Below are 15,073 nucleotides of genomic sequence, written 5' to 3' on the forward strand. Positions count from 1 at the left end.
GGAGACACACCATGGCTAAAGACATCCTCTGTGCATTTGGCGTCGACGTTGACGCCGTCGCCGGCTGGCTCGGTTCCTACGGCGGTGAAGACTCGCCGGACGACATCTCTCGCGGCCTGTTCGCCGGTGAAATCGGCGCGCCACGCCTGCTCAAACTGTTCGAACGCTACGGCCTGCGCACCACCTGGTTTATCCCCGGTCACTCGATGGAAACCTTCCCCGAGCAGATGAAGGCCGTGGCCGACGCCGGCCACGAGATCGGCGTGCACGGCTACAGCCACGAAAACCCGATCGCGATGACCGCCGAGCAGGAAGAAATCGTTCTCGACAAGTCCATCGAACTGATCACCCGGGTCACCGGCAAGCGCCCCACCGGCTACGTGGCGCCGTGGTGGGAGTTCAGCAAGGTCACCAACGAACTGCTGCTGAAAAAAGGCATCAAGTACGACCACAGCCTGATGCACAACGACTTCCACCCTTACTACGTGCGCAAGGGCGATACCTGGACCAGGATCGACTACAGCCAGCACCCCGATACCTGGATGAAACCCCTGGTGCGCGGCGAAGAAACCGACCTGGTGGAGATCCCGGCCAACTGGTACCTCGACGACCTGCCGCCGATGATGTTCATCAAGAAAGCCCCCAACAGCCACGGCTTCGTCAACCCGCGTCACCTGGAAGAAATGTGGCGCGACCAGTTCGACTGGGTCTACCGCGAACACGAACACGCCGTGTTCACCATGACCATCCACCCCGACGTGTCCGGCCGCCCGCAAGTGCTGCTGATGCTCGAGCGTCTGATCGAACACATCCAGAGCCATGCCGGCGTGCGCTTCGTCACCTTTGACGAAATTGCCGATGACTTCATCCGCCGCCAGCCGCGTACCTGAACCTGCGTCACCCTGTAGGAGCGAGCTTGCTCGCGAAAATCGTCAACGATGACGCGGGCATCCTGAATGCACGCCGCGCTCTCCGGTTTTTCGCGAGCAAGCTCGCTCCTAAAGGGCCCATCAATCCCCCTGAGGCGCGATCTATGTCCATCTACAACAAGCTTGACCTGACTGGCTGGAAACCCCGGCAGCTGACTTCCCGGGAGGTGCGCTTCGCCACCTGGATCGCGTTTTTCGCCTGGGTGTTTGCGGTGTACGACTTCATCCTGTTCGGCACCCTGCTGCCGGAGATTGGCCGGCACTTTGGATGGGGTGAAGTGGAGCAGGCCGAGATTGCGACCTGGGTGGCGGTGGGCACCGCCGTGGTCGCCCTGGCCATCGGACCGATCGTGGACAAGCTGGGGCGACGCAAAGGGATTATCTTCACCGTGGCCGGTTCCGCGTTGTGCTCGGCGCTGACTGCGATAGGCGGGGCGTGGGGCAAATCGCCGCTGATCCTGATCCGTTCGCTGGGCGGCCTGGGCTATGCCGAGGAAACCGTCAACGCCACCTACCTGACCGAGTTGTACGGCGCCTCCGAAGACCCGCGGCTGACCAAGCGTCGCGGCTTCATCTACAGCCTGGTGCAGGGCGGCTGGCCGGTCGGCGCGTTGATCGCCGCCGGGTTGACCGCGCTGTTGCTGCCGATCATCGGCTGGCAGGGCTGCTTCATTTTTGCGGCGATCCCGGCTGTGGTGATCGCGATCATGGCGCGCAAGCTCAAGGAGAGCCCGCAGTTCCAGGTCCACGAACGCATCAGCCGGCTGCGTAAAAGCGGCGCGGTGAGCGACGCGCAGAACGTCGCGCAGACCTATGGCGTGGACTATGACGAGCACAGCAAGGCCGGTCTCAAGGCCGCGTTCCGTGGGCCGGCTCGCCGTGCCACGTTGGTGATCGGCGCCGCATTGTTGCTCAACTGGGCGGCGATCCAGGTGTTCAGCGTGCTGGGGACTTCGGTGATCGTCAGCGTGCACCACATCTCGTTCGAGAACTCGCTGATCATCCTCGTGCTGTCGAACCTGGTGGGTTATTGCGGCTACTTGAGCCACGGCTGGATGGGCGACAAGATCGGCCGTCGCAACGTGATCGGCCTGGGTTGGATGCTCGGTGGTCTGGCGTTCGCCGGGATGCTGTTCGGCCCGAGCAATATGGCGATGGTGGTCGGGCTGTACAGCCTGGGCCTGTTCTTCCTGATCGGGCCATATTCGGCGGCGCTGTTCTTTATCAGCGAGAGTTTCCCTACCAGCATCCGCGCCACTGGCGGCGCGATCATCCATGCCATGGGCCCGATTGGTGCGGTGGTCGCAGGCTTTGGTGCAACCCAGGTGTTGTCCGCCGGCAGTGACTGGCAGACCGCCGCGCTGTGGTTTGGCGCCGTGCCGTGCTTCTTGTCCGGCCTGTTGATGTTTGCCGCGCGCCATGTGCGTCCGGAAACCGTTCAGTAAGGAGTCAATGATGAACCGTAACGTTGCCTTGATTACCGGTGCCGCCAGCGGCATCGGCCAAGCCCTCGCCGTGGCCTATGCGCGCCACGGTGTGGCGGTGGTCGGCGGGTATTACCCGGCGGACCCCCATGACCCGCAGGCCACCGTCAGCCTGGTGCAGGCCGCCGGCGGCGAATGCCTGATGTTGCCGTTGGACGTGGGCGATACCGCCTCGGTGGATGCACTGGCCGCGCAGGGCGTGCAGCGTTTTGGTCGGCTGGATTACGCCGTGGCCAACGCCGGGTTGCTGCGTCGCGCGCCGTTGCTGGAGATGACCGATGCGCTGTGGGACGAGATGCTCAATGTCGACCTGACGGGGGTCATGCGCACCTTTCGCGCGGCGACCCGGCATATGCACGAAGGCGGCGCGTTGGTGGCGATTTCGTCGATTGCCGGAGGCGTGTATGGCTGGCAAGAGCATTCGCATTACGCGGCCGCCAAGGCCGGCGTGCCGGGGTTGTGCCGCTCGCTGGCGGTGGAGTTGGCGGCAAAGGGCATACGCTGTAATGCGGTGATTCCAGGGTTGATCGAGACGCCGCAGTCATTGGATGCGAAGAACTCGCTGGGGCCGGAAGGGTTGGCGAAAGCGGCGAAAGCGATCCCGCTGGGACGGGTAGGGCGTGCGGATGAGGTGGCTTCATTGGTGCAGTTTTTAACCAGTGATGCATCGAGTTACCTGACCGGGCAGAGCATCGTCATCGACGGTGGCCTGACCGTACGCTGGCCCGACTGACTGTACTGGATCAAAAATGTGGGAGGGGGCTTGCCCCCGATGGCTGTGGCTCAGAAAAACAGCTGTGACTGACCCACCGCTATCGGGGGCAAGCCCCCTCCCACATCGCAACTGTGTTTATTCGGGAGATTATTTACATGCCTCAACTCACCCACCGCCGCGCCGTCATCACCGGCGCCGGCAGCGGCATCGGTGCCGCTATCGCCCGTGCGTACGCCGCTGAAGGCGCACGCCTGGTGCTGGCCGACCGCAACGCCGCCAGCCTCGCCGAAACCGCGATCACCTGCCGCAACCTCGGTGCCGAGGTGTTCGAATGCCTGGCTGACGTCGGCACCGTCGAAGGCGCCCAGGCCAGTGTCGACTGTTGCGTCGAGCACTTGGGCGGTATCGATATCCTGGTCAACAACGCAGGCATGCTCACCCAGGCGCGCTGCGTCGACCTGTCCATCGCGATGTGGAACGACATGCTGCGCGTCGACCTCACCAGCGTCTTCGTCGCCAGCCAGCGCGCCTTGCCGCACATGCTTGCGCAGCGTTGGGGGCGGATCATCAATGTCGCCTCGCAACTGGGCATCAAGGGCGGCGCCGAACTGACGCATTACGCCGCCGCCAAGGCCGGCGTGATTGGCTTTACCAAGTCCCTGGCGCTGGAAGTGGCCAAGGACAATGTGCTGGTCAACGCCATCGCCCCCGGCCCCATCGAGACGCCATTGGTCAGCGGCATCAGCGCTGACTGGAAGCGGGCCAAGGCCAGGGAGCTGCCCCTGGGCCGCTTCGGGCTGGCCGACGAAGTGGCGCCGACGGCGGTGCTGCTGGCCAGCGAGCCCGGCGGCAACCTGTTCGTCGGCCAGACCCTGGGCCCGAACGCCGGCGATGTCATGCCATGAGCGGGGTGTAATCATGTGCGGACTCTGCGGATTGCTCGGCGAAGACCTGCATTGGAGCGACCCCCTGGGCGACGAGCTGCCCAGGCGTCGTGAACGCCTGCGCCGGATCGCGGCGATCAACCAGGTGCTGGCGGTGTTTCGGCTCAAAGTCGAAGACTTCCAGGGCGCGTCGTATCTGTTGCTGGGTGCCACTGGCAAACAGGAACTGGCCAGCGGCCTGGATCAGCTGTGGCAGGCGGCGCAGAACATGCTCGGTCGTCCGTTGGATCCCCTCGACCCCAAACTGCTCGACCATTTGGAATGCAACCCACTGTAGGCGCGGGCTTGCCCGCGAAAAACCTCAACGATAACGCGTGCATCCTGGATAAACGCGGTGTCCCTGAGTGCTTCGCGAGCAAGCTCGCTCCTGCAAGGGGCGGAGGTATAAAAATGAGCATCGCTCTCAACGTCATCACCGGCTTCCTCGGCAGCGGCAAGACCACCTTGCTCAAGCGCCTGTTGCAGGGTGAAAGCCTGGGCGACACCGCGTTGCTGATCAACGAATTCGGCGACGTCGGCATCGACCACCTGCTGGTGGAAGACATCGCGCCGGACACGGTGCTGCTGCCCAGCGGCTGCGTGTGCTGCTCGATCCGTGGCGAGCTGAAGGAGGCGCTGCTGACCTTGCTGCAACGTCGCGAGCGCGGTGAAATCCCGGCATTCAAGCGGGTGATCCTGGAAACCACCGGCCTGGCCGACCCGGCGCCCATCCTCGCCACCTTGAATAACGACGTGCAACTGCGCGGGCGTTTGCACATCGGCCTGGTGATTACCCTGGTGGACGCCAGCCACGCCGTCCTGCAGGAACGCCTGCACCCGGAATGGCTGGCCCAGGTGGCGGCGGCGGATCGCTTGCTGTTGAGCAAGACCGACCTGGCGGGCGACTGCACGGCACTGCGCGCGCATTTGCGGGCACTCAATGCCGGCACGCCGATCCTCGATACCCATGCCATTCACAGCGGCGACCAACTGCTGCTTGGCGAAGGCCTGCGCAGCGCCGAACCCGCCATTGAAGTCAGCCGCTGGCAGTTGCATCAGACCACCACGGCCAGCCACGGCACCGCGCAAGTGTGCAGCCTGACCTTCGACCAGCCTTTGGATTGGGTCGGTTTCGGGGTGTGGTTGTCGATGCTGTTAAGATGCCACGGCGAACGAATCCTTCGTGTCAAAGGGCTGCTCAACGTGAACGCCAGTCACACCCCCATCGTCATTCATGGCGTGCAGCACTGCCTGCATGCGCCGGTGCATCTGCCTGCGTGGCCGGGCAGCGACCGGCAATCGCGCCTGGTGTTTATCCTGCGCGGCCTCGACCCTGCGCTGTTGCGCCGCTCCTTTGATGTGTTCTCGCGGCGGTTCGCAGCATGATCACGTTGAGGGTCCTCGGCACGTCGGTCACCTTGCTCGAATGCCTGCGCGTGCGGGCCGAGCAGGAACTGGGTATCCGCCTGGTGTATCAGGTACACGACGTCGAACAAGCCCAGCGCATCGCGGTGATGCAGCCCGAAAGCTACGACCTGTACGACCAGTGGTTTCACAATGTCGATTTCGTGTGGCCGGCCCGGGCGATCCAACCCATCGACACCCGGCGCGTCGCGTTGTGGCACGAGATCAATGACCTGCCCAAGCGCGGACGTCTGTCGCCCGATGACCGCCTGGGCAGCGGCAGCGTGCCCAGCGAGCGGTTGTTCGTGCAGCACGATGGCAGCCTGGGCAGCACGGTTACCGAGCGCATCAGCATGCTGCCCCTGACCCACAACGCCGACAGCTTTGCCTACCGTCCCGAGCGTATGCCCGACGGGTTTTGCCACGGCAATGAAAGCTGGGGCTGGCTGTTGGACCCCGCGTGGCGTGCGCGCACGGCCTTGCAAAGCGACGCCGCCATCGGCGCCCTGGACGCCGCGCTGGCGGTGCAGGGGGCAGGGCTGGCCAGCTTCAAGGACATTGGCAACATGAGCATCGAAGAGATCGATTTGCTGGCCGACGTCCTGGTGCGCAAGCAGAAGGAAGGGCACTTTGCGGCGTTCTGGTCCGATGACGAAGAAGCCGCGCAATTGATGCTCAGCCCCAGCATCGATATCCAGAGCCTGTGGTCGCCGACCTTGATGCGCCTGCACCGCGCCGGGGTGAAATACCGCCTGGCGGTGCCACGTGAAGGCTATCGGGCCTGGTTTGGTGGCTTGTCGTTATCGCGCCATGCCCAGGGCGCGGTGCTGGATGCGGCCTATGCTTACTTGAATTGGTGGCTGTCGGGCTGGCCCGGGGCGGTGATGGCTCGGCAGGGCTATTACATTGGCAATCCGGCGCGCAGTCGCGATCACTTGAGCCGTGCGGAGTGGGATTACTGGTACGCGGGCAAGCCTGCGCGAGAGCAACTGCCGGGCAGCGATGGCCTGCCGCTGATCGATATTGGCGAAGTGCGCGACGGCGGCTCCTATGAACAGCGCATGGGGCATATTGCGGTATGGAATTCGGTCATGGATGAGCACAACTACCTGGTGCGGCGCTGGGGGGATTTCATGCGGGCCCGGCGAGGCTGACGCGCAGCGTCACGGGATGCATTCCCACGCGGAGCAAGGGAACGAGCATTCAGTGGCGCAAAGAAAAGGCGGTTACCTGTTGAAGGTAACCGCCTTTTTAATACCGCCAGTCTTGCTTATTCCGGCAGTTTGAACGCCATCACGTAGTCACCCTGCTTGGTGCCCAGGGAGCCATGACCGCCGGCCACGACCAGCACGTATTGCTTGCCGTCCTTGCCGGTGTAGGTCATCGGGGTGGTTTGCGCGCCTGCAGGCAGGCGGCCTTCCCACAGTTGCTTGCCGTTTTTCACGTCATAGGCACGCAGGTACTGGTCGAGGGTGCCGCTGAGGAACGCGACGCCACCGGCGGTGGTGAACGTACCGCCCAGGCTCGGCACACCCATGGTCAGCGGGATCGGGATCGGCGAGCTGTCACGCACGGTGCCGTTCTTGTGCATCCAGATGGTCTGGTTGGTGGTCAGGTCGACCGCTGCCACGTAACCCCATGCCGGCGCCTGGCACGGCAGGCCCATTGGCGACAGCAGCGCTTCGAGGATCACACCGTACGGCGCGCCTTTGTTTGGCTGTACGCCTTCGGTTTCGCTGACGCGTGGGCCTTGCTTGGCAATGTCGGCCGCCGGGATCAGTTTCGATTTGAACGCCATGTAGCTCGGGTTCACGAAGGCGATCTGGCGCACCGGGTCAACCGAAATGCCGCCCCAGTCGAACACGCCGAAGTTGCCTGGGTACACGATCGAGCCTTGCAGTGACGGCGGGGTGAACGGGCCGTCGTAGCGCAGCGACTTGAAGTCGATCCGGCAGATCAGTTGGTCGAACGGCGTCACGCCCCACATGTCACGCTCTTTGAGGGGCGGTGGCATGAAGTTCAGCTCGGACTTGGGCTGGGTAGCCGCGGTGCGATCGCCCGCGACGGCGCCCTGTGGTACCGGGATTTCATTGAAAGGCACAATCGGCCAGCCGGTGGCGCGGTCCAGCACGTAGATGCTGCCTTGCTTGGTCGATGCCATCACCGCGTGCCTGACGCCGGCAGCGGTCTTGATGTCGATCAGCGACGGCTGGCCGCCTACGTCCATGTCCCACAGGTCGTGGTGGGTGAACTGGACGGTCCACTTCACATGGCCGGTCGCGATGTCCAGGGCGGTCAGGCCGGCCGCGTACTTCTCGGAGTCTTCGGTACGGTCGCCGCCGTACTGGTCGGGCATCTGGTTGCCCATCGGCAGGTAGAGCATGCCGAGTTTTTCATCCACGGAAAACATGGACCACATGTTCGGCGAGTTGCGGGTGTAGGTCTTGCCTTCGGCCAACGGGGTGGTGTCGTGCGGGTTGCCGCTGTCCCAGTTCCACACCAGCTTGCCGGTGTGCACGTCGAACGCACGGATCACGCCGCTTGGCTCGTCGACGGAAACGTTGTCGGTCACGTGACCGCCGATGACCACCAGGTTTTTGGTCACGGCCGGTGGCGAGGTGGAGTAGTAACCCCCTGGGGCGAAGCTGCCGATATTGGCGCGCAGGTCGACCTGGCCTTTGTCACCGAAGTCTTCGCACATCTTGCCGGTGTCGGCGTTCAGGGCGATCAGACGGGTGTCGGCGGTCGGCACGAAGATGCGTTTCGGGCAGGCGTTCGGTACGGCGGCCGGGCTGGCCTTGCCGGTTGGCTTCTGCTCGGAAGCGTAGGCGGCGTCATCGTGATACGACACGCCACGGCAGGTCATGTGCGCCCAACCCTTGAAGTTCTCGGCACCCTGGGTGCTGATCTTCGGGTCGAAACGCCAGATTTCCTTGCCGGTGTCCGGGTCCAGGGCAATCACCTGGCTGTGCGGGGTACACACGTAAAGCATGCCGTTGACTTTCAGCGGGGTGTTTTCCGCAGTGGTTTCACCGGGATCGCCCGCGCCGGGAATGTCACCGGTACGGAAGGTCCAGGCCGGCACCAGCTTGTGCGCGTTTGCCGGGGTGATCTGGGCCAGTGGCGAGTAACGGTCAGCGAAGGCCGAGCGGCCATAGGAATTCCAGTCACCGTCAGCCTGGCTCGGCGCAGTGTTGGTCATGCCGGCCACGGTGTCGCGGTTCAGTTGGCCGGTCTTGACCATTTCACCGGGGTTGGTGAATTGGCTGGCCAGGGCGGTAGCGCCCGCCAGTACCACGGCGGCGCTCAGCGCGCCGGTGCCCAGCGGCGCGGCCTGGCCATGCAGCAACGGACGGCGAAACCACGGCAGCAACATGACGATGCCCAGGGCGAACAGCAGGGCCAGGCGCGGCACCAGCTGCCACCAGTCAAGGCCCACTTCCCACAGTGCCCACACGGTGCTGGCGAACAGCACCAATGCGTACAGGCCCAGCGCGGCGCGGCGGGTGGCCAGCAGCAACACGCCGGTCAGGGCGATGCCGATACCGGCCAGCAGGTAGTACCACGACCCGCCGAGCATGCTCAGCTTGACCCCACCGGCCAGCAAGGCCAGCCCCATGATCAGCAGCAAGACGCCTAGCAACCTGGGCAGCAGGCGGCTTGGGCTTGAGGCACCATCAGTGCTCATAGTGTGTTTCTCCGTTACGTTGGAATTATGTAACCCCGTGCTTCACTCACTGTAGATGACGATTCGGCGCGGGCTTGGTTCATCGTTTTTTTGGTTTTTTCTGTGGATAAACGGGTTATCCACAGACGGGTAACACCCCCCCGGACGCAGGCTGATTTCGGACAGCGCTGTCTTTACGTACAGGGAGATTTGGCAAAATGAGGTCGGCCAGGAAGTGAAGCGTTGCAGATTGTTGCGAAGGATAATGCGGCGGGGCTTTTTGAGGAAGGGTGAATCGTAAGATGCATCATTTCAGATTTGGTAACAGTGACAGATAGTCGCTGCCAGAATAGCCTCTGTAGGAGCGAGCTTGCTCGCGAAAAACCCACTGGCGCCGCGTGTGTTCAGGAAGCACGCGTTATCGTTGACGGTTTTCGCGAGCAAGCTCGCTCCTACAGGGGATGTGTGGTGTGGGTTAGAAGGTAGTGCGGATGCCGAACTGCACACTGCGCCCCGGCGCTGGCGCGATGTCACGCAGGATCGAGCTGGCGTAGCGCACCGTCTGGTTGGTCAGGTTTTCACCGTTGACGAATGCCAGCCACTGGCTGCCACCCACATTGAAGTGGTAACCCGCGCTCGCACCCAGGGTGGTGTAGCCATCGGTGCCGCTTTCATTGCTCGGCACGCGCCCCTGGCCGGCGGCATGTTCCACGTCGATACGCGCCTGCCAGCGGTCCAGTTCCCAGAGCAAACCGCTGTTCAAGCGCAGCGGCGCAATGCGCGGCAGGGCTTGGCCCGTGTCCAGGTTGGTCGCGCGGGTGTAGTCGCCCGACAGCTCCAGGGCGAACTTGCCGTAGGCGCCTTCGCCGAGTTTCCAGTGATCCTGGGCTTCGAAGCCGGCGAAACGCGCGCGTACGCCGGAATAGGTGTACTCGGGAATACCGCTGGCGTCCTCTTCACCTTCGTCGTTCAGCGTACGGCCAGTGCCGAGCAAGCCGATGTAGTTGGAGAAGCGGCTGTAGAACACGCCGAAGCTGCCTTTATGGGTGCCGTTGTCGAAGCGCAGGGCCAGGTCGCTGGACACGGCTTTTTCCTTGGACAGGTTGGCATCGCCCAGTTCGTAGGTGCCGGTGGCGACGTGGGCACCATTGGCGTACAGCTCGTAGAACGTGGGGGCACGCTCGGTGTAGCCCAACGTGGCGGCCAGGGACCAGATCGGCGTCAGTCTGTAGACCGCGCCGGAGGACAGGCTGCCTGCGGTGAAGTCACTGGCCTTGTCGGCATTGGCAAAGCGCGCGTTGCCCTTGGCGTCCGGATCGACGTTGGTGTGTTCCAGGCGCCCGCCAAGGCTGAGCTTGAGGCGCTCGGTGGCTTGCATTTGCTCAAGAATGAACAGCGCGCCGGCATTGGTATCGGTCTGGGGGACGAAGGCTTCTTCACCCAGGGCCGAGAATTGGTTGCGGGTCACTTGTGCGCCGACCACACCCTCGAACGGGCCCATAGGCTGGTGGCGGGCCTCCACCCGCGCTTCATAGCCCTTGTTCTTGAAGGTGGTGCCGGTTTCGCCGCCTTCGATCTCGCGGTGCTGGTAGTCGGTGTAGCCCGCGTCGAGCTTGACCGAGGTAAACGGGCCTTGCAGGTTGCGGATCTCGGAGGCGAACGCGTAGTGCTCCTGTTGCATGCGGATGCGCACGTCCTGCTCGGCGGGGGAGCCGTAGTTGCTGTCGTAGTTGCTGTAGGACAGCCCCGCGTAGCCATCATCCCAGGTGTAGGACCCACCCACCGCGCCGCCATCCTGGCGCCCGTCGCTGTTGCCCAGGCGGCCATTTTTGCCGGGGCCATCCTCGGTTGCGGGGGCATGACGGCTACGCGCGTAGCCCGGGATTTTCAAGTCGTTGAATTCCCGCGCGTTGGCGTCCAGGTGCAAGGCGAAGGTGCCGTTGCCGGCCTCCAGTTTGCCCGCACTGCTGCGGGTGGTGTCGGCGCCGCCGTAGCGCAACTCACCGGCACCGTGGATGCCTTCGATGGCCTCGGTGGGGATGCGGTTGTCGAAGGTATTGACCACGCCGCCGATGGCGCTGCCGCCGTACAGGAGCGCGGCTGGGCCGCGTACGATTTCAATGCGCTCGACATTGATCGGGTCCAGCGGCACGGCATGGTCGTAGGACAGCGACGACGCATCCAGCGCGCCCACCCCGTTACGCAGGAGGCGAATACGGTCGCCGTCCTGGCCACGAATGATCGGCCGACTGGCACCGGGGCCAAAGTACGACGACGACACCCCCGGCTGCTTGTTCAGGGTTTCGCCAAGGCTGCCTTTTTGTTGCAGGGTCAGGTCGTCACCTTCCAGCACGGTGGTAGGCGAGGCGAGCTGTTCGCTGCCCAGCGGGTTGCCGGTGACGACTTGGGGAGGCAGTTCCAGGGCGTGGGCCTGGGAGCCGATCAACAGGGCGGCGGCGAGGGGGGACAAGCGCCAGAGAGAAGAGCGGGACATCGGACATTCCTTGGCAGAACTTCAATAAGAGTTGTTACAATATAACATCTCTTTTTTCACTGAAAAGAGGAACTTTTGCCGGACGGCTATATTCAATGCAGTGCTTCCACCGTTACGCCCCGTCGGCTAAGGTGCGCGGCTGTGTTTCCTCTCTCGCAAAAGGCCTGGCATGACCGCGACAAGCAACGACCCACTTCATGGCGTGACTTTGCAACACGTCCTTACCACCCTGGTGGAACACTACGAATGGGCCGGCCTGGCCGAACGCATTGATATCCGCTGCTTCAAAAGCGACCCCAGCATCAAGTCAAGCCTGACCTTCCTGCGCAAGACCCCGTGGGCCCGTGAAAAAGTCGAAGGCTTGTACGTCAAGCTGATGCGCACCAAACGCCCGCTGGACTGAGCCCATGAAGCGTTATGTCGCGACGGCCGCACTCGCCGGTTGGGTGGGGCTGGCGATCCAGCAATACCTGATTCTGTATTCGCGCTGGTCCAGCGGCGCGAGCCTGCTGGGCGGGTTGATCAGCTTCTTCAGTTTCTTCACGGTGTTGACCAATACCCTGGTCGTCGTGGTGCTGAGCTATTGGCTGGTCAAGCGCGACTCCGCCGGCAAGCGGTTTTTCCTCGCGCCGGTTATCAGCAGCGCGATTGCCGCGAGCATCGTACTGGTGAGCCTGGCCTACAACCTGCTGCTGCGGCACTTATGGAGCCCGGAGGGCTTTCAGTTTATCGCTGATGAATTGCTGCATGACGTGATGCCGTTGCTGTTTCTGATCTATTGGTGGCGGTGCGTGCCCAAGGGCACCCTGCGGCTCAAGCACATTGCCGGGTGGGTGATTTACCCCTTGGTGTACTTCGCTTATGTGCTGCTGCGCGGGCATTTGCTTGGGCAGTATCAATATCCGTTTTTGGATGTGGGCAGCCTGGGTTACCCACAGGTGCTCGTGAATGCCGGGGGGATTCTGTTGGGTTTCCTGATGATTGCGCTGGCCGTGATTGGGTTGGACAGGCTTGTCAAACCTGCCTCGGTTTAAGGCGGGCACAGCCACTGTGGGAGGGGCTTGAACCCTCCCACAGTGTGATCGCCTCCAGGTCAGTCTTCGTCGCTGCCTTCAGCGCGCCAGTAACCCACGGCCTTGAGGTACTCTTCATTGACCTTGTGCGTATCCAGCAACACCCGCCGCACCTGACGCGACAGCTTGGTTTCGGTGGCGACAAAGCTGTACAGCGTGCCGCCGGGCAGCGTCAGGTTGCGCACCACCTCAAGCAGATCATCCTGGCCGCGCAGTACCCAGATGATTTCAACATCCGCCGCACTTTGCAGTGTCTGTTGTTCGGCAGCATCGGCAACTTCAACCACCGCCAGCGCCTTGCGCCCGGCGGGTAATTCTTCCAGGCGTCGCCCAATGGCGGGCAGGGCGGTTTCATCGCCAATCAGCAGGTAACTGTCGAAGATGTCCGGCACGATCATCGAGCCCCGTGGCCCAGCGACATACAGGGGCTGGCCGACCTGCACCTGTTCGGCCCAGGTCGAAGCGGGGCCATCGCCGTGCAGCACGAAGTCGATGTCCAGTTCGCCGGTGCTCAGGTCGAAACGCCGTGGCGTGTAATCGCGCATTGCAGGTTGAGGGCCGTCGGCCTTGAGGGTGAACGTCGGGCTGTCCAGCGCCGCCTGCTCGGCGGCGTTCTGCGGGAACAGCAGCTTGATGTGATCGTCACTGCCCAGGCTGATAAAGCCTGCCAACTCCGGCCCGCCCAGGGTGATGCGACGCATGCGCGGCGTGAGGTCGACCACCCGCAGGACTTGCAGGCGGCGACGTTTGATTTCATGGGTAACGCGATGGATGGCTTGAGTGTTCATTGGTCTGTCCCGTCGGCAATGGCTTGAGCGGTGCGATTGAGCAGCGCCGCGACACGAATGATTTCTTCCGGGCTCCAGTGCCCGTTGTGCGAATGCAAGGCGTGGCGCAGGTTGTGCACCGCCTCATGGATCTGGGGTGGGCGGTCGTGGCCACGCAGCGAGCGCTTGCTGACATCCAGGCGCATGCGCACGCCATCCAGGGCAACGGCTTGTTCGCTTAAGAAGAGACGACCGGCGTCGGTGATTGTGTAGCGTTTTTTTCCGCCATCGGCGTCGCCGCTGATCAGCTCGCTCTCTTCAAGAAAGGTCAGGGTGGGGTAGATCACGCCGGGACTGGGGCTGTAGGCGCCGTCGAACAGGCTCTCGATGCGGCGGATCAGGTCGTAGCCATGGCAAGGTTGCTCGGCGATCAATGACAACAGCAGCAGCTTCAGGTCGCCGGGGGCGAATACCCGTGGGCCGCGGCCGCCGCGTTTTTCAAATTCCCCGCGATGCTCGTGTTTCATGCGCAAGTCCTCTGTACAGGTTTAGATATAACTTAAGATATATCTTTACGCGGAGGATAGTCATTGGCGACCAACGGTCAATGGGGTAGGCACGGGTTTCAGTCATAAGTGAAACAAGTCCGATTGGACCTTTTTTATTTATAGAGTTATAACTTTAATTAGAGTTATAGCTCGAGTTCTTGTCTGGTCCGGTATTGTGCAGGCGCTTTTTACTTCGTGTGGTCTGCCTCCTACAGTAACTTCTTTATCGTGTTTTTAGGTGTGTAGCCTGTTTCCTACGGATACTTTTAAAGTTTTGGCGAAATGCCATCTTTTTCGCTCAACCCCTGTTTACAAGGGCTACGCTCATTTTAGAATGCGCCTGCATACCTGCCTTTAGTTTCGCTTGATCATTGTTTGGCATTGCTGGTTCCAACTAATCGGCAATGTAATTCGTTGTTAGGGATGTCCTTGGCAATGAACCAATCAATGTTGTCAACTACAGGTATTGACCATGTTCAAAAAGTTTGCTGTTGCTGTTCCCCTGGCTGTTCTGGCGCTGTCTTCCTCGGTAACTGCTATCGCTGCCGGTGAAGCCAGCCACACCGTCAACCTCAAGGCAAACATCCCGACCACCGTGTTCCACGCCCAGCCGCGTGATCCGAACTGGGGCCGTGACGAGACCATGACCTACAACCTGGTCAGCGGTGAATTGGCGCCCCTGAGCGCCATCTACGACATCAAGAACACCAACGGTTCGGTTGCCGCCTACATCGAAGGTGGCCCGGCGGTGCTGTTCAACGGTGATGCCGCTCAGAACATCCCGGTTACCACTACCCTCAACGGAGTGACCCTCACCGGCACGCCACAGGAAGTGGTCAACGAAGCCGACTCCACCCCAGGCGTGGGTGCGGAAATGCGCATCGCTGCCGCCAAGCCTACGGCGACTCAGCGTGGTTCCTACACCACCACCATTCCGGTGGTGTTCGACGCCGTACTGCCAGCCCTGTGAAGCCAATGAGTGCCTGTTAATCACGGGCATTCACTTGCAGGTCGGCTGATTCCCTTCTCTGTCCGCCGACCTGATTTTTTTATCTCTTGGCATTCAGGG

14 protein-coding genes are annotated in these 15,073 nt (G+C 62.3%); 10 read left to right on the top strand and 4 right to left on the bottom strand.

Annotated elements, in window-relative coordinates:
- Positions 1-11: 11 nt before the first annotated feature.
- From BFQ04_RS16715 to BFQ04_RS16745, 7 genes are all read left to right on the top strand, one after another.
- Complete coding sequence (locus tag BFQ04_RS16715; protein WP_065951755.1) at positions 12-890, top strand: polysaccharide deacetylase family protein; 879 nt, start codon at positions 12-14, stop codon at positions 888-890.
- Positions 891-1,033: 143 nt separating this feature from the next.
- Positions 1,034-2,374 (top strand): MFS transporter, encoded by a 1,341-nt coding sequence (locus BFQ04_RS16720; protein ID WP_065951756.1) that lies wholly within the window; start codon positions 1,034-1,036, stop codon positions 2,372-2,374.
- Between the two features lie 10 nt (positions 2,375-2,384).
- Positions 2,385-3,146, top strand: a complete 762-nt coding sequence (locus BFQ04_RS16725) for an SDR family NAD(P)-dependent oxidoreductase (protein ID WP_065951757.1) — start codon at positions 2,385-2,387, stop codon at positions 3,144-3,146.
- Between the two features lie 137 nt (positions 3,147-3,283).
- A complete protein-coding gene (locus BFQ04_RS16730; protein ID WP_065951758.1) occupies positions 3,284-4,033 on the top strand; it encodes an SDR family NAD(P)-dependent oxidoreductase in 750 nt (249 codons plus the stop codon).
- Positions 4,034-4,046: 13 nt separating this feature from the next.
- Positions 4,047-4,349 carry a hypothetical protein gene (locus tag BFQ04_RS16735; protein WP_065951759.1) on the top strand — a complete coding sequence of 101 codons (303 nt, stop codon included), beginning with the start codon at positions 4,047-4,049 and terminating at the stop codon, positions 4,347-4,349.
- A 113-nt stretch (positions 4,350-4,462) separates the two neighbouring features.
- A complete protein-coding gene (locus BFQ04_RS16740; protein ID WP_065951760.1) occupies positions 4,463-5,437 on the top strand; it encodes a CobW family GTP-binding protein in 975 nt (324 codons plus the stop codon).
- Positions 5,434-6,609: an ABC transporter substrate-binding protein gene (locus BFQ04_RS16745; RefSeq protein WP_065885946.1), complete on the top strand. Its 1,176-nt coding sequence runs from the start codon at positions 5,434-5,436 to the stop codon at positions 6,607-6,609. Before BFQ04_RS16740 ends, BFQ04_RS16745 begins: the two co-directional genes overlap by 4 nt.
- Positions 6,610-6,725: 116 nt before the next feature.
- Here the strand turns inward: BFQ04_RS16745 and BFQ04_RS16750 are convergent, their stop codons facing one another.
- Together BFQ04_RS16750 and BFQ04_RS16755 are read right to left on the bottom strand one after the other, a co-directional pair.
- Positions 6,726-9,143 carry a glucose/quinate/shikimate family membrane-bound PQQ-dependent dehydrogenase gene (locus BFQ04_RS16750; RefSeq protein WP_065951761.1) on the bottom strand — a complete coding sequence of 806 codons (2,418 nt, stop codon included), beginning with the start codon at positions 9,141-9,143 and terminating at the stop codon, positions 6,726-6,728.
- A gap of 454 nt (positions 9,144-9,597) precedes the next feature.
- The gene (locus BFQ04_RS16755) at positions 9,598-11,616 is read right to left on the bottom strand and encodes a TonB-dependent receptor (RefSeq protein ID WP_065951762.1); all 2,019 of its coding nucleotides are present in this window, start codon (positions 11,614-11,616) and stop codon (positions 9,598-9,600) included.
- Between the two features lie 169 nt (positions 11,617-11,785).
- On the opposite strand from BFQ04_RS16755, the gene BFQ04_RS16760 reads away from it, so the two are divergent.
- Entirely contained in the window at positions 11,786-12,019 is a 234-nt protein-coding gene (locus BFQ04_RS16760) for a VF530 family protein (protein WP_024073644.1), read from the top strand.
- Positions 12,020-12,023: 4 nt separating this feature from the next.
- Positions 12,024-12,650 (top strand): Pr6Pr family membrane protein, encoded by a 627-nt coding sequence (locus BFQ04_RS16765; protein WP_065951763.1) that lies wholly within the window; start codon positions 12,024-12,026, stop codon positions 12,648-12,650.
- Between the two features lie 59 nt (positions 12,651-12,709).
- Here the strand turns inward: BFQ04_RS16765 and BFQ04_RS16770 are convergent, their stop codons facing one another.
- Both BFQ04_RS16770 and BFQ04_RS16775 read right to left on the bottom strand, forming a co-directional pair.
- Entirely contained in the window at positions 12,710-13,477 is a 768-nt protein-coding gene (locus BFQ04_RS16770; RefSeq protein ID WP_065951764.1) for a siderophore-interacting protein, read from the bottom strand.
- Positions 13,474-13,983: a PadR family transcriptional regulator gene (locus tag BFQ04_RS16775; protein WP_005785185.1), complete on the bottom strand. Its 510-nt coding sequence runs from the start codon at positions 13,981-13,983 to the stop codon at positions 13,474-13,476. The genes BFQ04_RS16770 and BFQ04_RS16775 overlap by 4 nt, the downstream gene beginning before the upstream one ends.
- A gap of 493 nt (positions 13,984-14,476) precedes the next feature.
- Here BFQ04_RS16775 and BFQ04_RS16780 point away from each other — a divergent pair, with 493 nt between their 5' ends.
- Entirely contained in the window at positions 14,477-14,974 is a 498-nt protein-coding gene (locus BFQ04_RS16780; protein ID WP_065951765.1) for a CS1 type fimbrial major subunit, read from the top strand.
- Positions 14,975-15,073 lie beyond the last annotated feature (99 nt).

It is taken from the genome of Pseudomonas sp. 37 R 15 (assembly GCF_900004865.1).
GTDB lineage: Bacteria > Pseudomonadota > Gammaproteobacteria > Pseudomonadales > Pseudomonadaceae > Aquipseudomonas > Aquipseudomonas fluorescens_AM.